This is a genomic window from Paraburkholderia sp. GAS199 (assembly GCF_050436585.1).
In the GTDB taxonomy this organism is placed as follows: domain Bacteria; phylum Pseudomonadota; class Gammaproteobacteria; order Burkholderiales; family Burkholderiaceae; genus Paraburkholderia.
Window position 1 is genome coordinate 35449 of sequence record NZ_JBNDMM010000010.1, and the last position, 21370, is coordinate 56818.

A 21370-nucleotide genomic window follows, 5' to 3' on the forward strand; every position below is an offset into this window, starting at 1 on the left:
CCCCAACCTACTCGATGAGCACGCAATACGTTGCCACCGACCCGCCGCCGCCCGCGGCCAATCCGCTGCTCGACGACCCGCGCTTTCGCGAACTCGTGCGCAAACGCCGCACTTTTTCGTGGACGCTCACGGTCCTGATGCTGACGGTGTACTTCGCGTTCATTCTCACGCTCGCTTTTGCCCCGGACCTGCTCGGGCGGCCGATCGTTCAGGGCTATCCCGCGACGTGGGGCATTCCGGTCGGCTTCGGCATGTTCGTCTTCACGTTCGCGATTGTCGCGGTGTACGTTGCGCGCGCCAATACTTTCCACGACCGCGCCGTGAACGCAATCCGGCAAGGAGCACGGCAATGAAACATGTCCCTGTGTGGCGTACAGTCGCCGCCGGCGTAGCCGGTGCGCTGATTGCTCTATTCGCTTTGCCCGCCGCTGCGGCAGAAAGTGCGGCGAGCCACTCGCACAATCCCATCGCGATCGGCATGTTCCTGCTGTTCGTGGCGTCCACGTTGTTCATCACGCGCTGGGCCGCGAGAAAGAACCATAGCGTGTCCGATCATTACGCCGCGGGCGGCAAGATCACCGCATTCCAGAATGGCTGGGCCATCGCCGGCGACTACATGTCCGCCGCTTCGCTGCTCGGCATTTCGGCGCTGGTATTCGCGAGCGGCTACGATGGTCTGATCTACTCCATCGGCTTTCTCGCCAGTTGGCCGATCATTCTCTTTCTGATCGCCGAGCCTTTGCGCAATCTCGGGCGCTACACACTCGCCGACGTCGTTTCGTATCGCCTGCAACAACGGCCGATTCGCGCCTTCGCCGCGTCCAGTTCCATTGTGATCGTGCTGCTCTATCTCGTCTCGCAGATGGTCGGCGCGGGCAAGCTGGTCGAGTTGCTGTTTGGCTTCAACTACACGGCGGCAGTCGTGATGGTCGGCGTACTGATGGTGGTGTACGTGTTCTTCGGCGGCATGCTGGCCACCACCTGGATTCAGATCATCAAGGCGGCCTTGCTGCTGGCGGGCGCTGCCTTCATGGCGTTCATGGTGATGAGCCGCTTCGGCTTCAGCATGAACGCGCTGTTCGCGCAGGCCATTCTCGCGCATCCGAAGCACGCGGCGATCATGAGCCCCGGCGGTCTCGTCTCGGACCCGGTGTCGGCCGTCTCGCTCGGCCTGGCGCTGATCTTCGGCACGGCCGGCTTGCCGCATATCCTGATGCGCTTCTTTACCGTGGGCGATGCAAAAGCCGCGCGCAAAAGCATTCTGTACGCCACGGGCATTGTCGGTATCGGCTACGCGCTCATCATCGTGATCGGCTTCGGCACGATCGCGCTGGTGGCAACCGACCCGCAGTATCACACTGCCTCGGGTGCGGTGATCGGCGGCGTGAACATGGTGGCGATTCATCTGGCGCATGCAGTGGGCGGCAACGTGTTCCTCGGCTTCATTTGCGCCGTGGCGTTCTCGACCATTCTCGCCGTGGTGGCCGGTCTGACGCTCGCGGGCTCGTCGGCGGTGTCGCACGATCTGTACGCCAACGTGATCCGGCGCGGCGCAGCCACGGACCGCGAAGAGATGCACGTCTCGCGCATCACCACGCTGGTGCTCGGCGTACTCGCTATTTTGCTGGGCATCGCCTTCGAAAAGCAGAACATCGCGTTCATCGTGAGTCTGACGTTTTCGATTGCGGCCAGTTCCAACTTCCCGGTGCTGCTGCTCTCGATCTACTGGCGCGGACTCACCACGCGCGGCGCGGTGGTTGGCGGCTCGCTCGGCCTGCTCTCCGCCGTGGTGCTGACCATCCTCAGTCCGACCGTCTGGGTGCAGGTGCTCGGCCATGCCCACGCCATCTATCCGTACGAATATCCCGCGCTGTTTTCGATGATCGTCGCCTTTGCCGGCGTGGTGATTTTTTCGATCACCGACACCTCGGCGCGCGGCGTACGTGAACGCGCGCTATACGGCAACCAGCTCGTCGATTGCGAACTCGGCATGGTCAAAAACGGCTAGCGCCCGGTACGCGTCGAACAAACGCGCACATTCTAAAATCAACAACGGAGACAGACTCATGGATTGCAGTTGCTGCATTTCACCGAAGCGCCGTCGCCTGCTCGGCACGATGGCCGCGCTGGCCGGCGGCCTCGCCACCGGCACGCAAACCTCGGCCGCTACGGCCGGGACAGGCAGCACGACAGCCGCGAATCGCGCCACCGGCAAGACGAAATCGATCGACATTCACGCGCACTACTATCCCGAGAGCTATTGCGATCTCGTGGGCGGCGAAGGACAGAAGTTCGGCGGCAAATTCACCTGCGACGCCAGCAGCTTCACATTCCAGACGCCGGCGGGCGGCCTCGGACCGTTGCCGCTCAAGTTCATTAATATCGACGAGCGCCTCGCCGACATGAACTCGTCCGGTGTGGACATGCAGGCCTTATCGTTGAGCGTGCCGATGGCCTACTGGGCCGATCGCGCCTTCAATGCGAAGCTGGCGAAAACGTGGAACGAGTCGGCGTCCGCGATCCATCTGAAGTATCCCGACCGCTTCGTGGTGCTCGCCACTTTGCCGATGCTCAATCCGCACGACGCAATCGACGAACTCGAGCGCGCCTCCGAATTGCCGGGCGTACGCGGTGTCTACATGGGGACGAACATCAACAACCGCGATCTGGACGACCCGCTCTTCGAGCCGGTGTTCGCGCGTATCGCACAGCTGGATCTGCCGGTCTTTCTGCATCCGCAGCAGACCGTGGGCGGCTCGCGGCTGGGCGACTACTATCTGAGCAATCTGCTCGGCAATCCGTTCGACACGGCCATTGCGGGCTCGCATCTGATTCTCGGCGGCGTGATGGACCGGCATCCCACACTCAACGTCACGCTGCCGCACGCCGGCGGCGCGCTACCGATCCTGATGGGTCGCATCGACGCCGGCTGGACCGTGCGCCCCGAAACACGCCGCCTCGCGCAGAAGCCGAGCAGCTACCTGCGCCGTTTCAACTACGACACCGTCTCGCACTCGGGTCCGGTGCTGGACTTCCTGATCCAGAACATCGGCGTGGACCGGTTGGTGCTCGGCAGCGACTACTGCTTCGACATGGGCTACGAGCAGCCGGTCGCGTTTCTGGACCGTCTCACTCTGCCGGCCGAGCAGAAGAATCTGATCCTCGGCGGCAATGCCGCGCATCTGCTGAAAATCTAGCACTCGTCCACCGCGACGGCGAGCGCGGGCATCTGTTCGATCACCGAGGCGAGGATCATGGCGGCCGCGTTGGCCGGCGTCGTGGTCCGCACCCTCGGCTTGTAGATCAGATCGTCGCGACGGATCACCGCGCCGCTCAGCACACAAAATCCTTTCAGACGGGCTCGGCAACTGATCCACACCTGATCGTCGTAGCGGCAACGTGTGGCGTCCTGCCAGAGCACCGCCACCGATGTCTCGGACAAGCGCTCGATCACTTCTACCTGAATATGCGAAGACGGCGCGTAAGCGGCCACGCGCGGGCGACGCCCGCGCGACGCTTCGCGGCCGCTGTCGGGCGCGGTGCCGCACAAGCCTGGCAACAGCCCGAGAATCACGTGATCCCACACGGCCGCGCGCCGTCCGTCCGACATCGCGTCCGGTTGATCGAGCGTCACGCAGCACGTGTCCCGCACCGGTTCGACGTGGCGCTTCAAGTAGGCTTCCCTGTGCATCATCATTGCTCCCGCGTTGCTCCCGTTTTGCCCCGATCGACGGGCAATGGACCCGATCGACAGCCGGCGTCGGATTCCCCGCCCCGTTGCTGCCGCGTCGCTGATCGGCACGCTCCATTACGTGTTGCCGTCGTTACTGACGCGCAAAAGGCCCGAAAAAGCAAGACGCGCGGCGTCGACGGGATACGGTTTGTCCGCTCCATGCTGGTGCGGTTTCCGTTTTCGTGCCTGGTGCGACCATGAGAAAAAAGCATACGACGCCGCGCTCCAGTTCGTTGCTAATTTTTATTAATTGTCCTGAGTTCGGGCATTAAAAAACGTTTGAGCCGGTGTCCCAAATGGGGAGCGTCGGGCTCCGTTTCGTCGTGGAACGGTGGCGGACTCCACGCCGATTGCGCACACAACCTATACGTATGGATGAGAAGCGTGAATACATGGGTGAGTACGGCAGCCCAATGTAGGGATAGCGCCAGCCGGCAGCGGATCGTATTGTTTCCTCACCGGGCAAAGCGTTTTGTTGGAATCAGCGGATTCAACCCGGAATCAACCCAGAATCAGGAGGCCACGGCGGCTATGGACAGAATCTTCAGCATGCGCGTGTTTTCGCGAGTGGCGGAAACCGGCAGCTTCAGCGCGGTGGCCCGATACATGGACTGCAGCGCCGGCAACATCTCGCGAGCGGTGGTGTCGCTCGAAGAACATCTGCATACACGCCTGTTGCAGCGGAGCACGCGCAGCGTCTCGCTCACGGAATGCGGCGAGCGCTACTACCAGCGCTGCAAGAAAATCCTGGCCGATATCGACGATGCCGACGCCGAAGCCAGCGACGCGCGCACGCTGCCGCGCGGCACACTGCGCGTGCATGCCGTGCCCGACATCGGCCTGAAACAGTTGACGTCTACCATCGTCGACTATCGCCGCGCCTTTCCGGCGGTTTCCGTCGATCTGAAACTGCTGCCGCAGTTGGCGAACCTGATCGAAGATGAGTTCGACGTGTCGATCGTGTCGGCGTCTTCGCTGCCGGATTCCCGCAATGTGAGCAGACTGATCGGCCGCTGCGAACGCATCCTGGTCGCCGCGCCGGACTATCTGACGCGAAACCCTATCCGCAGCGCGAAGGAGTTGCCCAACCACACGCTCATGCAAACGAGTTCGACGTTCGATCCACAAGCGGACTGGCCGTCCGGACCCGGCGGATACGGCGCCGGCGAATCCGGCGACGCGGGGCATTTCGTGGTCAACAACATGCAGGCGCTGAAGGTGGCGCTGCTAGGCGGCGCCGGCGTTGGTGCCGTGCCGACTTATTCGGTGATTGACGAGCTTCGGGAAGGCAAGCTGGTTCAGCTATTCCCCGACTATCCGCTTCAGACAACCAATGTATTCGTGGTTTATTCGTCGCGCCAATTCGTGGATGCGAAAATAAAAACCTTTGTCGAATTCCTGATTGTGTCGCTCAAACAGAAACTCGATTTGCGAATTGCCAATCTGGCGCCAGCTGCGACACTTCCCGCACCGCCCGCCAAACCGCGCGCAACGCAGGCGGCACAACGGCAACCGGCTTGTCATATTTGACGACGTTAATTGGTCGGTCGATAACAATTAGCTCAAAACCGCCAAACGATAACCGCCCGTCTATTAGACGGTTAATTTATCGAATGACACGCTGCAAACTGAACAAAAATTAATTTTCGCCACGAATATTTTCCGAGATAATCCGGATATTCCGCCGGTTATTTCCATCTCTCGATTTTGGCAACGCGTACGCACCGCTGAAACAAGCGCGACGAACCAGAGGTGACGGATCATGTTCGACCAGACACACAACTTGGCCGCCACGGCTGCACGCAAGAAAGACTCGCTTGGCTGCCTCTCGAATCAGTTGCACAAGGACCTCGAACTCGAGGCCGGCGACTTCACGTTCTATCGCAAATGCCGCCGTCAGGAAAACATCAGCGAGGTCGCCACGCCGGCTTCCGATCGCGGCTTTCTGATCGGCGTGTCGCTCGAAGCCGGACACCGCCGCCGCATCATGACGGGCAATCGCTCGACGCTGCATAGCTTCGAGAAAGACTCCGTGTATATCCGCAATTTCGAAGACGATTACCGGGCGGACCTGCACGGCGCCTTCGACTTCGTGTTGATGGAATTCTCGCGTGCGTTCGTTCTGAACACGAGCTATGAACGAAACGGTTCGACCATCAGCGGATTCTGCGCGGAGCCGGGTCACAAAGACGCCATCTTCGGCCACCTTGCCCAGGTGCTGGCGTTAGCGCTGGATCAGCAGAGCGAGGCAAGCCCGCTCTTCATCGAGCAACTCGGCGTGACCATCGGCACGCATCTGATCGATCGTTATGGCGGCACGCAGGCTCACGTGTCGAAACAGAGCCGCAGGCTGTCGAGTCTGCACGAAGCGCGCGCCAAAGACATGCTGCTCGCGAAGACGAACGGCAACGTCTCGCTGGAAGAAATCGCGAGTGCCTGCAATCTGTCGCGCAGCTATTTCATTCGCGCCTTTCGCGAAACGACGCATCGCACGCCGCACCAGTGGTTGCTGGAACAACGCATCGAGCGCGCGCGCGAGATGCTGCGGCAGTCGGATGCATCACTATCGGAAATCGCCATTGCATGCGGCTTTTCCGATCAGAGTCACTTCACACGCACCTTCTCGCAGCTAGTGGGCGTGCCGCCGGGAACCTGGCGACGCGGCGTCAACTGACACCCGGCATCCCGCGCAACGCGTCGCTTCGGTCTGACGATAACGATAATCGAGGCCGCTCATTCAAGGCGATGGACTTTCCGACAAAGCATCGTACTAACGTGCAAGACGCGCAGGCGCGCTTCGCGTACCTTTACCCTACCAGCCCCGGCGCAACCGTCTGTCTCCTCCAACCCGCCGGCCCCGTTCCGTCGCCGTACTCGCCCCTCGCGGCATTCAGTCAACGTCATGATGGAAATAGGCAACTTTCAGATCGATCTGGAAATGCGCACTTTGCAGCGGCACGGCGAAGTGGTGCATATCGGGTCCCGCGCGTTCGACATCCTTGCCGTGATCGTGTCGGCCGAAGGACGTCTCGTCACGAAAGACGCGTTGATGAATGCGGTCTGGCCCAACACCATCGTTGAAGAAAACAATATCCAGGTTCATCTCTCCGCAGTACGCAAAGTACTCGGCGCCGAGCGCGATCTGATTCTCACGGTGCCAGGCCGTGGCTATCGATACCTGCCAAGGCGGCCCGAACCAGCCGCTGCCGCGACGCCTGCACAGGCCGCATCCGCACGTCGCCTGCCGCCGTTGAGATCGGGCTTGCTCGGACGCACCGCCGAGGTCGGGCTGATCCGTTCGATGCTGCGCCAGGCGCATGTGCTGACGCTCGTCGGCGCGGGCGGCATCGGCAAAACGCGGCTCGCCATCGAGGCGGCTCACCATAGCGCGGCGGAATTCACCGAACCGGTCGGCTTCGTGGAACTCGCCGCGCTGACGTCGAAGGAAAGCGTGCTCGGCGCGATCGCCGAGGCCTGCGGACTGACGCTGCCCGGCGCGCAAATCGATGTGGCGAGCGTAGCAGCAGCACTTGGCGACACGCAGCGGCTTCTGCTACTCGACAACGCGGAACACGTGGTCGCCGCGGTCGCGCAGATCGCCGAGGCACTGGTCGCCGCCAATGCCGGTCTTCGCGTGCTCGTGACGAGCCGGGAGCCGCTGCGCATCATGGCGGAGTCGGTGTTTCGCGTCGATCCGCTCGACGTGCCGTCCGTGGATGCCACCGACGCCGACATCTTGCGTAGCTCCGCCGTCGACCTCTTCCTGCAGCGCGCGAATTCATTGCAGGAAACCGTCGCGACCGACGACGCGGAACTGCGCCTCGTCAGCGAAATCTGCCGGCGGCTGGACGGCATTCCGCTCGCGATCGAACTCGCGGCTGCGCGCGTCGCGGCACTCGGCGTGCAAGGTGTCTGCCAACGCCTCGACGACCGCATGGCAATACTCTCAGGCGGCTATCGAACGGCGTTGCCGCGCCATCAAACCTTGCGCGCCACCTTCGACTGGAGCTTCGCGCTGCTCGACGAAGGCACTCAGAGCGTGTTCCGGCGTCTCGCGCTATTCAGCGGCTACTTCTGTTTCGAGTCGCTATGTGCCGTGGTCTGCGACGCGGAACACACATTGGGCAGCGCGATCGGCGGCATCACCGATCTGGTGGCGAAGTCGTTGGTGACCGTAGAGTTCGAAGGCGCGACGGCGAAATACCGGCTGTCGGAATCGACCCGTGCCTACGCGCTGGAAAAGCTCAAGGCCGAAGGCGAATTGCGCGAACTCATCGCGCGCCACGCGCGTTACCTCGCGCAGCAACTGCGCACCCAGGCCAACGCCGCCACTGCGTCGAAACTTCAGCAACTGTTCGACGACGCTCGCGCCACCTTCGACTGGTCGCTTTCTGCCGACGGCGATGTGCGAACGGGAATCGAACTGGCGGCAGAACTGGTGGACGCATTGTTCGACGCCGGGCTGGTGGAAGAATGTCACGCGCGGGCCTTGCAGGCGCTCGACGCGCTCGATAACGTCACGCTCGTCACCACAGACAACATCAGCGAAGCGCGACTGCGTGCCGCGCTCGCGGCGACGCCGCCGCATGCTCGCGAGACGCGCCACGCGTCCGCCCAGACGGTCCGTCAACGCGCAGGCAAACCGCGGGAACCACGGGAATCGCGTGCCTCGACGGCGACCGCCATGCAGCCGCCGTCGTATCTCTTTACGACTTGATGAACGCCAGCAGGTCCGCATTCACGCGGTCCTCATGCGTCGTGCACATACCGTGCGGCGCGCCTTCGTAAATCTTCAGCTTCGCGTTCGGCATGATTTTCGACGACAGCTTGCCCGAGTCGTCGATCGGCACGATCTGGTCGTCGTCGCCTTGCAGCACGAGTGCCGGCACCGTCACTTTCTTCAGGTCTTCGTTGAAATCGGTTTCCGAAAACGCCTTCACGCAATCGTATAGGCCCTTGATCGAACCGAGCATGCCGAGATGCCAGAACGAATCGATCGCGCCTTGCGAGACTTTCGCACCCGGACGATTGAAGCCGTAAAACGGCAGCGCCAGATCCTTGAAGAATTGCGAACGATCCTTGATGACGCCTTCGCGAATGCCGTCGAAGACCGACATCGGCAGTCCGCCCGGATTCGCTTCGGTCTTCAGCATGAGTGGCGGCACGGCCGACACCAGCACGACCTTCGACACGCGTTCGATGCCATGACGCGCGATATAGCGAACCACTTCGCCGCCACCGGTGGAGTGACCCACCATCATGATATTGCTCAGATCGAGTGCTTCGATCAGTTCGGCGAGATCGTCGGCATACGTGTTCATCTCGTTGCCGTTCCACGGCTGCGATGAACGGCCATGACCGCGACGGTCGTGCGCGATCACCCGATAGCCGCGCTCGGCGAGAAACATCATCTGCGAGTCCCATGCGTCCGCATCGAGCGGCCAGCCGTGCGAGAACGTAATCGGTTGTCCCGTGCCCCAATCCTTGTAATAGATTTCCGTGCCGTCTTTCGTGGTGATGTACGCCATCGCTATTGCTCCTTTGAGGTAATTGACCGGCAAGTGCCGGCACGCCATGCGTCAAAGGAGTATTCGCGAACACGTATGGCGTCCGCTTCGCGATTGCCCGCAATTAGCGAATTTGCACGGCAGGTCGAAGCGCCCGGCGCGCGATGCTGTCGCGCAACCATCGTGCGAATCGGAAAGATAAACCGCACCGCCTTTGCGACACTCGTTTTGTGCAAGCGCAGCCGTACCGCGCGATGCAGCCGGCAACCGCCGCATCCCGCCACGACATCATCGTGATCGCAATCGAAGAGGTGAGCAAATGAACCAGGACAACACCGTCGTTTCCGTTTTCTCGAACCACGAGGCCGCGGACGAAGCCGTCAAAGAACTCAGCCAGAACGGCTTCGACATGACGAAGCTGTCGATCGTCGGCAAGGGCTATCACTCCGAAGAACATGCCGTGGGTTTCTACACCGTGGGCGACCGCATCAAATCGTGGGGCGCGACCGGCGCGTTCTGGGGCGGCATCTGGGGCCTGCTGCTCTCGCCCGCACTGTTCCTCGTGCCGGGACTCGGCATCGTCGGACTGGCCGGGCCGATTGTCGCGGCGGTGGTGTCCGCACTCGAAGGCGCGGTGCTCGGCGGCGGCGTGACCGCGATCGGCGCCGCACTCGCCGAACTGGGTGTGCCGAAGAACGACGCCGTGAAATACGAAACGGCGCTCAAGGCCAACGGCTTTCTGCTGATCGTGCATGGCACGGCGGAAGACGTCCAGCAGGCGCGCGGCACGCTCAGCAGACTGGGACTCTTCACCGAAGCAACCGGCGAGACCGGCACGACCACGGCCTGAGCTGGCAGCTTCGGCACGTTCATTCACGGCAGTCGCAGCCCTCGCGGCCGCGCCCGCCGTTTTCAATCGCGGAGCCGCGCACGCGACGCTCCGCCAGACCATCTGGACGAAAAGGACTTTCTTCATGCCTCAGACCCTGTGTGATATCTGCAACGCACGGCCTGCGTCAGTACGTGTCACGGTGCTGCAGAACGGTGAGCGCCGGGATCTCGACGTGTGCGATTTTCACTACTTGCAGCTGACGCGTCACCAGCGCTACATCTCGCCGCTCGAATCGCTGTTCGGCAGCGGTCTCTTCGATCAGCCGGGCGCGACGCCGCCGCCCACGGCACCCCATCGCGGACGCATGTCGTCGGCACACGATCGCAGCCGCATCGAACAGCATTTCAGCGATCAGGCCAAGGAGATTCTGCAACGCTCCGCCGAGCGCGCCGTGCTGTTCGGCAGCCGCGAAGTCGATACGGAACATCTGCTGTACGAGTTGCCGGAAAGCGATGTCGTGCAGACCTTGCTCAAGCAGCACAACATTTCCGCCGACGACATTCGCGCCTATATCGACGCGAATGCGACGCGCCGCGAAGGCGCACCGGTCACGACGCAAACCCAGCTCGGCGTTTCGCCGCGTGTTAAAAGCGCGCTCGACCGCGCCTTCGTGGTGTCGCGCGAAATGGGTCACAGCTACGTTGGCCCCGAACATATCCTGCTCGGCCTCGCCGACGTTCACGACAGCTTTGCCGGCGTGCTGCTGGCGAAGTTCGGTCTGACTTCGCAGTCGCTGCTGCAACATTCGCTTCGCGTGGTCGGCAAAGGCGCGGAACCGGGCCGTGTCGACACGCCCTCGAAAACGCCCAAACTCGACGAACACGGACGCGACCTGACGCGACTCGCGCGCGAAGGCCGGCTCGATCCCGTGATTGGCCGCTCGCGCGAAATCGAAACCACCATCGAAGTGCTCGCGCGCCGCAAGAAGAACAATCCGGTGCTGATCGGCGAGCCCGGCGTCGGCAAGACGGCAATTCTCGAAGGGCTCGCGCAGCGCATCGTGAACGGCGACGTGCCCGAAGTGCTGCGCGACAAGCGGCTGATCGAACTGAACGTCAACTCACTGGTGGCCGGCGCAAAATATCGCGGCGAGTTCGAAGAGCGCGTGAAGCAGATCATGGAAGAAATTCTCGCGAGCCGGCACGAGGTGCTTATTTTCATCGACGAAGTGCATACCATCGTCGGTGCGGGTCAGGGCGGCGGCGAAGGCGGCCTCGATATCGCCAATACGTTCAAGCCGGCCATGGCGCGCGGCGAACTGAACCTGATCGGCGCCACGACGCTTGCCGAATACCAGAAGTACATCGAGAAAGACGCCGCGCTCGAACGGCGCTTCCAGCCGGTGATGGTGGCCGAGCCGTCGGTGGAGCAAACCGTCAATATCTTGCGCGGACTGCGCGACCGGCTCGAAGCGCACCACAAGGTGACGATCCAGGATCAGGCGCTGGTGGCGGCCGCCGAACTGTCCGAGCGCTATATTTCAGGCCGTTTTCTGCCCGACAAGGCCATCGATCTGATCGACCAGGCGGCTGCGCGCGTGCATCTTTCGCAAACCTCGCGGCCGATCGACATTCACGAAGGCGAAGCGGAGGTTGCGCAACTCAAGCGCGAACAGAGTTACGCGACGAGCCGCAAGCAATACGACCGCGTGAAGGAACTCGAAGCCACGATCGACGCGCGCCAGAGCTCGCTGCACGAAGCGACCGAAGGCTGGAAACGCAAGATCGGCTCGGACACGGCGGAAGTGACCGCGCATCACGTCGCGGAAATCGTCTCGAAGATCAGCGGCGTGCCGGTCACGCAACTCACCGAAGAGGAGAAGGCCAAGCTGCTGAAACTCGAGGAACGTCTGCATCAGCGCGTGATCGGTCAGCAGGAGGCGATCAAGGCGGTGAGCGATGCGGTGCGTTTGTCGCGCTCGGGATTGCAGCAAGGTCATCGGCCGATTGCCAACTTCCTGTTTCTCGGTCCTTCGGGCGTCGGCAAGACGGAACTCGCCAAGGCGCTCGCAGAACAGGTATTCGGCGACGAAAACGCAATCGTGCGTATCGACATGAGCGAATACATGGAACGTCATGCCGTGTCGCGATTGATCGGCGCGCCGCCGGGTTATGTCGGCCACGACGAAGCGGGCCAGTTGACCGAACGCGTGCGTCGGCAGGCCTATAGCGTGATCCTGCTCGACGAAATCGAAAAGGCCCATGCGGACGTCTACAACATCCTGCTGCAAGTTCTCGACGACGGGCGCCTGACCGACAGCAAGGGACGTACGGTCGATTTCAGCAACACGCTGATCATCGCCACCAGCAATCTCGCGAGCGACATCATTCTCGGCGCGAAGAAATCGCCGCTCGGCTTCTCGGCCACCGAAGCCGTGGGCGATGACAACGACCAGAAACGCGAAGCCGTCATGGGTGTTTTGCAACAGCACTTCCGGCCGGAATTCCTCAACCGTCTCGACGAGATCATCATTTTCGAGTCGCTCTCGCCCGAGCAGATTCGCGAGATCGTGCGTCAGCAACTCGAACGTGTGCGGCGCGCGGCGCATGGTCAGGACGTCCGCCTTACGTTCGACGAAAGTCTCGTCGATCATCTCGCCGCCACGGGCTACAACCCGCGATACGGCGCGCGCGAACTGAAACGCAAGATCCGTCAGGGCCTCGAAACGGAACTGGCGAAAGAGATGCTCGGCGGCACGGTCAAGGAAGGCGACGAGGTGCGCTGCGCGTACGACAGCGAGGCGAAGAAGGTCACGCTGGACGTGGTGTCGTCCACGGCGGATCGCGCCGCGGACGCACGGCTCGACGAAGCGCTGGCAGAGTCGTTCCCGGCCAGCGACGTACCGGCGGTGTGATGAAAGACAGGCGGCCCACGATGAGCGTGGCCGCCTGTTTCGACCATGCTGGTTGAAGCGTCGGCACGCTTCACACTCGTCGCCCTACCTGCCGTGCTCCACCCTCCAAGAGAAAATCATGTCTGACGGAATCGACTATCAAGCGGACGAGGCTAATTCCCCGCCGTCCCATCATCTGCGTTTTCAGATGCCGTATGGGCATTTGTCGAGCGTATTCGGCAACGACTGGTTCGCCCTGAAGGCGGAAGCCTTCGCCCGCTTTTTCGGCACGCCCACTTTTCTGCTCGTGCAAACCGTGCTGGTAGGCGGCTGGATCGCCGCGAACCTGTTGCACATCCTGCGCTTCGATCCCTATCCGTTCATCCTGCTCAATCTCGCCTTCAGTCTGCAGGCCGCCTATGCCGCGCCGCTGATCCTGCTCGCGCAAACACGGCAGGCCGACCGCGACAAGGCACTCGCCGATGCCGACGCCCGGCATCGCGAAGACCTCGCCCAGGCATGCCGCGAGCGCGAAACCGAACTCGCGCGTCAGAACGCGCAGATGGCCGGACTGCTCAAGCAGAACACCGAACTCACGGAACTGACGCGTCAACTGGCCGAGCGCATCGAAACGCTCACCCGCGACGTCCACGCAAGCATGACGCGCGTGAAAGCACCCTAGCGCGGCGCATCACCTTGCCGCAACTTCACGCGGCCAGCCGCGCGTGCTGACTGAGATACGCGTGAATCTGGCTCACCACGGCCGCGCCGTCGCCCACCGCCGCCGCCACCCGTTTCGCGGACTCCGAGCGCACATCGCCGACCGCAAACATGCCCGGCACGCTGGTTTCGAGCGGATAACGCTCGCCCGCCTCCGGGCCGCCCTGTTCGCTGCGCGCAAATCCGGTCACGACGAAACCGCGATTGTCGAGTTCCACGCCGCTCGACCCGAGCCAGTCCGTCTTCGGTTCCGCACCGATGAAGAGGAACAGATGCCGCGTCGGGATCACCTCGTCCACACCGACGGCGTCGTCCTGATCGATGCGGCGGATATGCACTTCGCTCAGGCCGGCTTCGTCGCCTTCGAGACCGCGCAGCACGCAGCGCGTGCAAAGCGTGACGTTCGGCAGCGAACCGATCCGGTCGATCAGGTAGCGCGACATGCTCGCGTTGAGATCGGCGCCGCGAATCAGCACGCGGATACTGCGCGCGAAATTGGCGAGAAACACCACGGCCTGACCGGCGGAATTGCCGCCGCCCATCAACACGATGTCCTGCCCTTTCACCAGCTTGGCTTCGATGGTCGAGGCCCAGTAATACGTGCCGCGTCCTTCGAAACGGTCGAAGCCCGGCACGTCGGGTTTGCGGTAAGCCGCGCCGCTCGCCACCACCACGGTGCGCGTGCTGATGAGCTGGCCGTCCTGCAAGGTCAGCTGGAAAATGTCCGACTGCCGCGTCACGCAGGTGACCTGGCCGGGAATCGCCAGATGCGCGCCGAACTTCAGCGCCTGCTGGAACGCGCGCGCGGCCAGCGCATGACCCGAGATGCCGGTGGGGAAACCCAGATAATTTTCGATGCGCGAACTCGCCCCGGCCTGGCCGCCCGGCGCGCGCTGGTCGAACACGGCGACCGACAAACCCTCGGTTGCGGCATACACCGACGCCGCCAGGCCCGCCGGTCCCGCGCCGACAATCGCCACGTCGTAGACATGCGAAGGCTCGAAGGTCGGCACGAGCCCGAGACACGACGCGAGCTGCGCTTCGTCCGGCGCGCGCAGCACATAGCCGTTCGGACAGAACACGAGCGGGAAATCGCCGGGGCCGGTCGTCATGCCGCCCAGCAAGGTGATGGCTTCCGGGTCGGTGCGCGCGTCGATCACCATCGCCGGATAGGCGTTGCGGCGCAGGAAGCCTTGCAGACGGATCAGTTGCGCGTCGTCGCCGTTACCGACGATCACGGGCCCGAGCCCCTGCTCGATCAGGCCGAGCCGTCGCAGGATCAGCGCGCGCATGATGTGTTCGCCGAGTTGCGCGTCGGCGACGATCAACGCGCGCAGACGGTCCGGCTCGATCACGAGCGTCTCCACGTCGGTCAGCGCAATGCCGTCGATCAGCGCGGGCTTGCCGGAAAGCTGCGCCATCTCGGCCATGAAGTGACCGTCATCGTGTTCGGTGATGAGCGTGGAACGGCCGAAGCTGTCGCGCGAGACGATCCGCACGCGGCCATGCAGCAGCACGAAGAGGCCGAGCGCCACCTGCCCGGTTTCGAAGATCAGCTCGCCGGCCTTGAACGACATCGGTCTCGCGAAGCGCCGCAGACTTTCGATCTCCCGTGCCGAGAGACACGGAAACATCTGATGCTGGCGGTACTCCAGCGAGGAATACGGAACGTCGAGTTCCGAGGACGTGGCCGCGTCGCCGGATAAGTGTGGAGTGCTCATAGCTTGACCTCATCTGACCCGTCGTCGCGACGACGGCTTGTGCAAATACTCAACTGCTGTTTCGAATGCCACGGCTACCAGCCGAACTTCAGTTCCGCGCCGATGTAGTCGGCGTTGCGCGCGCCCAGATCGCGCAGCGAAGGACCGACCTGAAAATGCACGGCTTCCAGCGCGGCGGCGAGATTCGCGGTGACCGCGTAATCCGCGCGAATCTGCGTATAGAAGCCGGTCCACGGGCTGCCGTGACCCGCCGTGCCCGGCACGACCGAGGAACCCTGGCCGTACACCGCGTCCGCCGTGGTCTGCCGCCATTGCAAACCCACGCCGGCCAGCAAGGTGAGCTTGCTGCTCGGCTTGACGATCAGCGTCGGCTTGACGTGGACGAGGTTGGTGTAGCCGGTGTAACCGGCGAGCGCGAAGTAGTAGCCGTTCGGAAACAGCGGATTGAACGTGCCGACGCGCCCGTCGCCCGGATGACTGTCGCCCGAGGCGGCGTCGACCTGCAGGCCGAGGCGCGGCGTCCACGGCAGCGAGGCCAGCGTGTAGCCGGCGAGCGAGCCCACCGCCCATGCGCCGATCGTCTTGTTGCCGACGTGGCCCGACTGATACATCGCCTCGACGTCCCAGTCGATGTGCGAGACGTTGCCCGCATAACGCGCGTCGAACACGTCGCGATGTTCGTTGCCGGTCGCGTCGAGGAACTTCGCGTTGCTGCGGTTGTAGCGCGAGTAATACGCGGACAGGTCGCCCGGTCCCACGTTCTTGTGCTCGACGCGCACGCCGCTGAAGGTGAGGTCGCGATTGGAGACGTCGTCGAAGTCCGAGTTGTCGCGATACTGCACCGGCTGCGACGCGTAGGCGATCCAGCGCCACGGACCGGTTTCATAGTCGGCCCAGATCGCGTCGAATGCCTGGCGCACGTTCGGACCGTCGCGCACGGAAACGAAACGCTGCAAGTCGAACGCCATCTCCTGACGGCCCACGCGGAACTTCACGGTGCCGGGTCCGAGCGGCTCGGTAATCGCGACGAACGCCTGACGCAGATCCAGCGGATTCTTGTCGACGGGCGAAACGGAATCTTTGCCGTACGGCTGGGCGTCTTCAAATTGCGTGAAGATCTGCACGTGCGGGCCGAGCCGCACGTCGGCATGCACTTCGAGACGTTGCAGCAGATACGTGTCGTCGTGCTGCGCGCCGAGTCCGAAGAGCGGCGCGTCGTTCATTTCCAGCCGTTCGCGCAACACCATGCCGAGCGAGATATACGCGTCCGGATTGCCGAATAGCGGAATGTATTTCAGCGAATCGAGCGGCTTTTTCGGCACACAGGGATTGGCGAGTACCGACCAGTTTTCCTGCCAGCGGTTGAACATGATCGCGGGCCGCGCGCACGATTTGGCGTCCGTCGCGGCGGCTGCTGTCGTGCTGGTGGTGCTGGTGGTGCTGGTATCGTCGGCGCCGCCGAGCGCCGTATCCACCGCCGCGGCTGCCGGCATCGGCAGCGCGGCGGCGAGACCCGTGCTGAACAGCAACGCGCGCGCGGCGCGCAGCGCTACTGCCGAACCCGACTCGCGCGCCGACCTTACGACCTTTGCTTCACTTGCCATCGTGCACTTCGGCAATGTACCCACCGGGGAATTCGAGCATCGCGGTCTTGCCCGAGCCCGTGTCGTAGGCCGGGTATAGCACCTTGGCGCCGGCCGCCTGCGCCTTCTCCAGGGTCTGCGCCACGTTGTCGACGCCGTAGCCGGTGGTTTCACGTCCGAACGGGAACGGCAGCTTGCCGTCCGTCACGAATACGACCATGCGGCCAAAGCCCGAGTTGATGCGGATTTCGCGCACCGTTTCACCCGGACGGCCGATCACGCCCGCATCCGTCTTCGCGTTGTCCGACACCACCTTGCCGTGCGAGAAGTGAACCCAGCGGCGCACGAAGTTGTTCGCTTCATAACGCGACACATATACGCGGTTGTCCGGCACGCTTTGCAGCGGCGCGTAGTTCGGTGCCTTGGTGTGCCAGTAGAGCTGCATCGTCAGGCCGCCCGGCCATTGAATGATCGCGTCCTTGCCGATCGGGTCGTCGAACGAATCGACCAGCACGTCGGCGCCGGCTGCGCGCGCGGCTTTCACGGCGTCGTCGATGTTCGTGACCAGATAGCCGGTGCGCTCGTTGCCGAACGGATAGGGAATCGGCGTTTCGAAGCCGAACACCGAGAGCATGCCGACCGGCGTCTGCACGTATTGCGAAGCGGTCTTGCTCGGCGTCGGCGTCACGGTGAAGACGGCGCGCGGCGAAGCCTTGCCGCCGAACGTGGCGAGGAAGCTGTTGACGAACGCGTCGAGGTCGGCGGAAGCCACGTACACGTGCGTCGTGTCGTATTGCGGACCCACCGCGACGTCCGGGTGTTTCACCAGCGCGGCCTTCGAGGTCGCGACTTCCGGCGGACCGGCGTCGGCGAAGGCGGAAGAAACCGGCGTCAACCCGATCAGCAAGGCGGCGGAAACGAGCGCGATGGAACGATACCGATGAAGCGACTTGAACATGTGAATACCCGCTTGAGTGAGATCTACTTGAATGATGGGCTCCGCGTCGAAGCCCGATACGTCGAAATCCATGCCGCCTACGCGGCGCCTTTTTTCTTCCATGCCATGAACAGCAACACGGCCACCGGCACGAGAAGCGCGGCGAACGAGAACCTCACGTAAGCCAGCGCGCCGGCAATCGCGCCTGCCGCGAAACCGCCCATCGCTTCCAGCGTCCATCGGAGCCGTTCGCTCACCTGCTGACCGTGTCCACCGCGCGTGCCGCGATGAATCAGCTCGACCACGTCCAGCACGACCTGCGTCACGTTGCCGGTCATCACCGTGTTGGGCAGACCGGTGGTCTGCAGCAACTTGCCGCGCGCGTTCTGCACACCCATCGCCATGGTGCCGAGCACGCCGCAGAGCAGCACCATCGGTGCGCTCGCATCGGCAATCGGCGCGGCCTGCCATCCGGTGACGAGAAACGCCGTCAGCAGTACCGCCTGCATCAGATAGAGCGCGCTCGCCGCGTCGGCGGAATGATTGCGCTCCAGAAACTTGAAGAACACGCTGCTCAACGCGATGCCGACGATGAACGACGGAAACGCCAGCAGCTTGAGCAGCACGCCCTGACCCACGCCCGCCACTTCCGCGCCGATCAGCACGAAGTTGCCGGTTACGTGCGCGGTGAACAGACCGAACAACGCGATGAAGCCCAGCGTGTCGACGTAGCCCGCGATCAGCGCAAGAACGGTGTCTTCATGACGGTTCACGAGCGGCACTCCGGCGAACGAACCTCGAACGGCGCGCGCATCAACTGCCCTCCCTGGCCGGACCCGGTTTGGCAGCCGACGGCGTTTGCGTCGCCACATTCGGGTTCGGCACCGCAGCCTGCCCGACGACCTGCGTCGACGCGGCCTGCGCGAAGAACTGCGCTTTCACCACCGGAATGGCGTGCTCGCCGAGCACCATGCCGAGCAGACCCGCCAGCGCGATCAGCGGCGGCGCCGGCGACTGCACCTTGAGCAGCCAGTAGAGGAGCCCGACGCCAAAGCCGACGCCGAGCGAAATGAGGTAACCCATGCCAATCATCCTTGCAGTCAAACCACTTCCATTAATTCGGCCAGTCCGATCCCAACACCAGCCCGCAGAAATTCAGCCGGCGATAGTTCGGATCCCACCGGTCCAGCACATCCGCATTGACCGTTCCGAAGGTGGTATCGGGACGATGTTCCATGCCGCGCGCGTAGGCTTCGATCAGCTTCTTCTTGAAGCCCGATTCGCGCGGATAGGCCTGCACGACTTCGTCGCGTTGCTGCGCGGTGAATTCGTCGTAGCGTTCGCCGCGCACGTCCATCTGCACACCTGCGCTGATCAACCCCACCAGCGCCGACAGATGATCCGGAATGCCCGGCGTCGTGTGCAGCGCGATTCCCACCCACACTTCCGCGATGTCACGCTCGTCCATTCCGTGCTGACGCATGAAATCGCGCGCCGCGTTCGCGCCGTCCACCTCGAAACGGTGCGGCGAGCGCTGATACTTCGTATTCAGCCCGGCGTTGTGAAACATCGCGCCGACGTACAGCAGTTGCGCGTCGAAGCTCAGGTTGTCGCGTTGCCCGGTCAGCGCGCCGAACAGATAGGAGCGCAACGCGTGATGCAACATCAGTTCGGACTCCGTGCTGCGAATCAGATCGGTTGCCGCCTGGGCCATCGCGCCATCCGGAATTGCCACGCCGGCAATAGTCTTCTTCATGTCTACTCCTCCGTGTCAGCCCCTACCCCGGCGCACCTGTTTCGCGCATACCGAACCCGGCACGGCAAGTGAGTGGCGTCCCGAACGGGTCGCAGTCCTGGGGACTATCCGCAGCAGCGTAACGAAATAAATCGATAAAGACTTTGGCCGTTTCTTAAAAACCCTTAATCGCAATACGAGTTATGCGAATCCACTTAATTGCGCACGCACGGGCTCGCTTAAATGTTCAGGGCATGGATGCGCCGCATGCCGTTTCGAATCCATTCCAGCAGACCGCCCGAGCTTTGCCGCACCTCCGCCGGCGTAGACAGCAGCAACTCTTCTTTCGCGTGATGCTCGGAAAGCAGACGGCACATTTCCCGCGCCACTTCCGGGCGCCGCGTCAGCAGCGGCGTCAGCGCGCTTCTGTCGAGCCGGAAGACCACGGCGCGCGTCAACGCGCGCGCCATCACCGTGGTATGGACGCCGGCGAGAATGCCCGACTGCCCGATCGAGTCGCCCGGCGCGAGCCGGCGCAGTTCGATCTCGCTGCCGTTCTTCACCACGAAGGCTTGAGCGACGCCCTGCGCGAGCACGTGCAACTCATGACCGCTTGCGTCGGCCTTGTAGATGGTGTCGCCTGCGTCGAACTCGTGCGCGCTCAGATTGCCCGCCAGTTCGGCGAGTTCTTCGTGCGTGAGCGACTGAAAAATCAGCACGTCGCGTAACAGACGCAGTTTCTGATCGACGGCGGCATCGGCCGCGGCTTCGCCCGCCGACAGCGATTGCAGCACCACGCCGCGCGAGAGCAGATGACGTTGCGCGAGATCGAACAGTTCGTTGCGCACATCGGTTTTTTTGCCGAGGTCGGCGACGTAGCAGACGATCTCGTACTCGATCGCGTCGTTGGTGGCGCGTCGCACGCTGACTTCCGGCGCCGGTTCGGTGAGCACGTCACGCGAACTCTGCGCAGCGTTGGACAACGCTTCCAGCACGAGCGCCGCGCGGATCGAAGGCTTGATCGGCAGCACGACGCTCAGGCCATGCGTATTCGCCGGCTCGTTCGAATTGACGATATGAGCGCGCGCCGCGACGCTGTTCGGAATCACGACGATATTGCCCTGCCCGTTCAGCAGGCTGGTTGCGCGCCAGTTGCTTTCCACCACCTTGCCCTCCACGTCGCCGATCGCCACCCAGTCGCCGAGATGAAACGGTTGGGTCGCATTCAGCACCACGCCCGAAAACACGTCGTTCAAGGTGCTCTGGATCGCGAGACCGAGTACGACGGCCAGCGCGCCCGAGGTGGCGAGCAGACCACGCACCGGCAGTTGCAGAACGAACGCGATCGCGCCGACCGCCGCCGCCAGAAACAGCAGCGCGCCCAGCACGTCCTGAAACAGCCGCTCCTTGTGCCAGGCCTCCGGCAGCACCGTGCGATCCAGCACGATCGTGAGAAGGCGCGCGCCCTGCAGCCACCAGACGATTTCCAGCACCTGCGCGAGCAGATGCCGCAGCGGTTCGTCCGGCCACGGCGCGGCGCGCAGCGGATTCATGCCGTAGCCGAACAGCACGTGGCTCGACAGACCGAACATCAGCGCGCGAAACGCCAGCCGCGTCAGGTCGCTCTTGCGATTCATGAAACGCCACGCAAGGAAATCGACGACCAGGATGGCCATCCCGAACAGCACACCGTCGGTCAGGGTGGGCAT

At 63.0% G+C, this 21370-nt stretch carries 19 protein-coding genes; 10 read left to right on the forward strand and 9 right to left on the reverse strand.

The genetic code is table 11. From position 1 onward, the window contains the following. Positions 1–14: 14 nt before the first annotated feature. Genes P3T18_RS31040 through P3T18_RS31050 form a run of 3 tightly spaced genes read left to right on the forward strand, consistent with a single transcriptional unit; the run spans position 15 to position 3197 of the window. Complete coding sequence (locus P3T18_RS31040; protein WP_429304012.1) at positions 15–353, forward strand: DUF485 domain-containing protein; 339 nt, start codon at positions 15–17, stop codon at positions 351–353. Then, positions 350–2008, forward strand: coding sequence for a cation/acetate symporter ActP (actP, locus tag P3T18_RS31045; protein WP_429303795.1), 1659 nt, complete (start codon positions 350–352; stop codon positions 2006–2008). Before P3T18_RS31040 ends, actP begins: the two co-directional genes overlap by 4 nt. A 58-nt stretch (positions 2009–2066) precedes the next feature. After that, positions 2067–3197, forward strand: coding sequence for an amidohydrolase family protein (locus P3T18_RS31050; RefSeq protein ID WP_429303796.1), 1131 nt, complete (start codon positions 2067–2069; stop codon positions 3195–3197). Here P3T18_RS31050 and P3T18_RS31055 read toward each other — a convergent pair. Next, entirely contained in the window at positions 3194–3697 is a 504-nt protein-coding gene (locus P3T18_RS31055; protein ID WP_429303797.1) for a DUF3331 domain-containing protein, read from the reverse strand. The genes P3T18_RS31050 and P3T18_RS31055 overlap by 4 nt on opposite strands. A gap of 40 nt (positions 3698–3737) precedes the next feature. On the opposite strand from P3T18_RS31055, the gene P3T18_RS31060 reads away from it, so the two are divergent. The 4 genes from P3T18_RS31060 (at position 3738) to P3T18_RS31075 (ending at position 8450) form a co-directional block, all read left to right on the forward strand. After that, entirely contained in the window at positions 3738–3983 is a 246-nt protein-coding gene (locus P3T18_RS31060) for a hypothetical protein (protein ID WP_429303798.1), read from the forward strand. Positions 3984–4117: 134 nt separating this feature from the next. Next, positions 4118–5263: a LysR family transcriptional regulator gene (locus tag P3T18_RS31065; RefSeq protein WP_429303799.1), complete on the forward strand. Its 1146-nt coding sequence runs from the start codon at positions 4118–4120 to the stop codon at positions 5261–5263. A 232-nt stretch (positions 5264–5495) separates the two neighbouring features. Beyond that, positions 5496–6407: a helix-turn-helix domain-containing protein gene (locus P3T18_RS31070; protein ID WP_429303800.1), complete on the forward strand. Its 912-nt coding sequence runs from the start codon at positions 5496–5498 to the stop codon at positions 6405–6407. A gap of 228 nt (positions 6408–6635) precedes the next feature. After that, positions 6636–8450, forward strand: coding sequence for an ATP-binding protein (locus P3T18_RS31075; RefSeq protein ID WP_429303801.1), 1815 nt, complete (start codon positions 6636–6638; stop codon positions 8448–8450). On the opposite strand, the gene P3T18_RS31080 is transcribed toward P3T18_RS31075, so the two are convergent. Further along, positions 8440–9261, reverse strand: a complete 822-nt coding sequence (locus tag P3T18_RS31080) for an alpha/beta fold hydrolase (protein WP_429303802.1) — start codon at positions 9259–9261, stop codon at positions 8440–8442. The genes P3T18_RS31075 and P3T18_RS31080 overlap by 11 nt on opposite strands. A gap of 298 nt (positions 9262–9559) precedes the next feature. On the opposite strand from P3T18_RS31080, the gene P3T18_RS31085 reads away from it, so the two are divergent. The 3 genes from P3T18_RS31085 to P3T18_RS31095 all read left to right on the forward strand — a co-directional run bounded on the left by P3T18_RS31085 (position 9560) and on the right by P3T18_RS31095 (position 13647). Continuing rightward, positions 9560–10090, forward strand: coding sequence for a general stress protein (locus P3T18_RS31085; protein ID WP_429303803.1), 531 nt, complete (start codon positions 9560–9562; stop codon positions 10088–10090). Between the two features lie 124 nt (positions 10091–10214). Continuing rightward, positions 10215–12986 carry an AAA family ATPase gene (locus tag P3T18_RS31090; protein ID WP_429303804.1) on the forward strand — a complete coding sequence of 924 codons (2772 nt, stop codon included), beginning with the start codon at positions 10215–10217 and terminating at the stop codon, positions 12984–12986. Positions 12987–13104: 118 nt separating this feature from the next. Beyond that, positions 13105–13647 carry a DUF1003 domain-containing protein gene (locus P3T18_RS31095; RefSeq protein ID WP_429303805.1) on the forward strand — a complete coding sequence of 181 codons (543 nt, stop codon included), beginning with the start codon at positions 13105–13107 and terminating at the stop codon, positions 13645–13647. 25 nt (positions 13648–13672) lie between these two features. Here P3T18_RS31095 and P3T18_RS31100 read toward each other — a convergent pair whose 3' ends face one another. From P3T18_RS31100 to P3T18_RS31130, 7 genes are all read right to left on the reverse strand, one after another. Continuing rightward, positions 13673–15406, reverse strand: a complete 1734-nt coding sequence (locus tag P3T18_RS31100) for an FAD-dependent oxidoreductase (protein WP_429303806.1) — start codon at positions 15404–15406, stop codon at positions 13673–13675. 74 nt (positions 15407–15480) lie between these two features. Further along, complete coding sequence (locus P3T18_RS31105) at positions 15481–17010, reverse strand: alginate export family protein (RefSeq protein ID WP_429303807.1); 1530 nt, start codon at positions 17008–17010, stop codon at positions 15481–15483. Further along, complete coding sequence (locus P3T18_RS31110) at positions 17000–17947, reverse strand: VOC family protein (protein WP_429304013.1); 948 nt, start codon at positions 17945–17947, stop codon at positions 17000–17002. Before P3T18_RS31110 ends, P3T18_RS31105 begins: the two co-directional genes overlap by 11 nt. Before the next feature lie 77 nt (positions 17948–18024). Beyond that, positions 18025–18699, reverse strand: a complete 675-nt coding sequence (locus P3T18_RS31115) for a YoaK family protein (RefSeq protein WP_429303808.1) — start codon at positions 18697–18699, stop codon at positions 18025–18027. 40 nt (positions 18700–18739) lie between these two features. Continuing rightward, complete coding sequence (locus P3T18_RS31120) at positions 18740–19009, reverse strand: DUF1427 family protein (protein WP_429303809.1); 270 nt, start codon at positions 19007–19009, stop codon at positions 18740–18742. Positions 19010–19040: 31 nt separating this feature from the next. Continuing rightward, complete coding sequence (locus P3T18_RS31125; protein WP_429303810.1) at positions 19041–19682, reverse strand: phosphohydrolase; 642 nt, start codon at positions 19680–19682, stop codon at positions 19041–19043. Between the two features lie 218 nt (positions 19683–19900). Further along, a complete protein-coding gene (locus P3T18_RS31130) occupies positions 19901–21370 on the reverse strand; it encodes a mechanosensitive ion channel domain-containing protein (RefSeq protein ID WP_429303811.1) in 1470 nt (489 codons plus the stop codon).

What these genes read in the sequence shown, in the direction of transcription:
- P3T18_RS31120 (WP_429303809.1), bottom strand. Translation starts at nt 19,009, where the DNA reads ATGGGTTACCTCATTTCGCTCGGCGTCGGCTTTGGCGTCGGGCTCCTC.
- P3T18_RS31090 (WP_429303804.1), top strand. Translation starts at nt 10,215, where the DNA reads ATGCCTCAGACCCTGTGTGATATCTGCAACGCACGGCCTGCGTCAGTA.
- P3T18_RS31055 (WP_429303797.1), bottom strand. Translation starts at nt 3,697, where the DNA reads ATGATGATGCACAGGGAAGCCTACTTGAAGCGCCACGTCGAACCGGTG.
- P3T18_RS31075 (WP_429303801.1), top strand. Translation starts at nt 6,636, where the DNA reads ATGATGGAAATAGGCAACTTTCAGATCGATCTGGAAATGCGCACTTTG.
- P3T18_RS31080 (WP_429303802.1), bottom strand. Translation starts at nt 9,261, where the DNA reads ATGGCGTACATCACCACGAAAGACGGCACGGAAATCTATTACAAGGAT.
- P3T18_RS31100 (WP_429303806.1), bottom strand. Translation starts at nt 15,406, where the DNA reads ATGAGCACTCCACACTTATCCGGCGACGCGGCCACGTCCTCGGAACTC.
- P3T18_RS31040 (WP_429304012.1), top strand. Translation starts at nt 15, where the DNA reads ATGAGCACGCAATACGTTGCCACCGACCCGCCGCCGCCCGCGGCCAAT.
- P3T18_RS31050 (WP_429303796.1), top strand. Translation starts at nt 2,067, where the DNA reads ATGGATTGCAGTTGCTGCATTTCACCGAAGCGCCGTCGCCTGCTCGGC.
- P3T18_RS31110 (WP_429304013.1), bottom strand. Translation starts at nt 17,947, where the DNA reads ATGTTCAAGTCGCTTCATCGGTATCGTTCCATCGCGCTCGTTTCCGCC.
- actP (WP_429303795.1), top strand. Translation starts at nt 350, where the DNA reads ATGAAACATGTCCCTGTGTGGCGTACAGTCGCCGCCGGCGTAGCCGGT.
- P3T18_RS31070 (WP_429303800.1), top strand. Translation starts at nt 5,496, where the DNA reads ATGTTCGACCAGACACACAACTTGGCCGCCACGGCTGCACGCAAGAAA.
- P3T18_RS31105 (WP_429303807.1), bottom strand. Translation starts at nt 17,010, where the DNA reads ATGGCAAGTGAAGCAAAGGTCGTAAGGTCGGCGCGCGAGTCGGGTTCG.
- P3T18_RS31125 (WP_429303810.1), bottom strand. Translation starts at nt 19,682, where the DNA reads ATGAAGAAGACTATTGCCGGCGTGGCAATTCCGGATGGCGCGATGGCC.
- P3T18_RS31085 (WP_429303803.1), top strand. Translation starts at nt 9,560, where the DNA reads ATGAACCAGGACAACACCGTCGTTTCCGTTTTCTCGAACCACGAGGCC.
- P3T18_RS31130 (WP_429303811.1), bottom strand. Translation starts at nt 21,370, where the DNA reads ATGCCCACCCTGACCGACGGTGTGCTGTTCGGGATGGCCATCCTGGTC.
- P3T18_RS31095 (WP_429303805.1), top strand. Translation starts at nt 13,105, where the DNA reads ATGTCTGACGGAATCGACTATCAAGCGGACGAGGCTAATTCCCCGCCG.
- P3T18_RS31060 (WP_429303798.1), top strand. Translation starts at nt 3,738, where the DNA reads ATGGACCCGATCGACAGCCGGCGTCGGATTCCCCGCCCCGTTGCTGCC.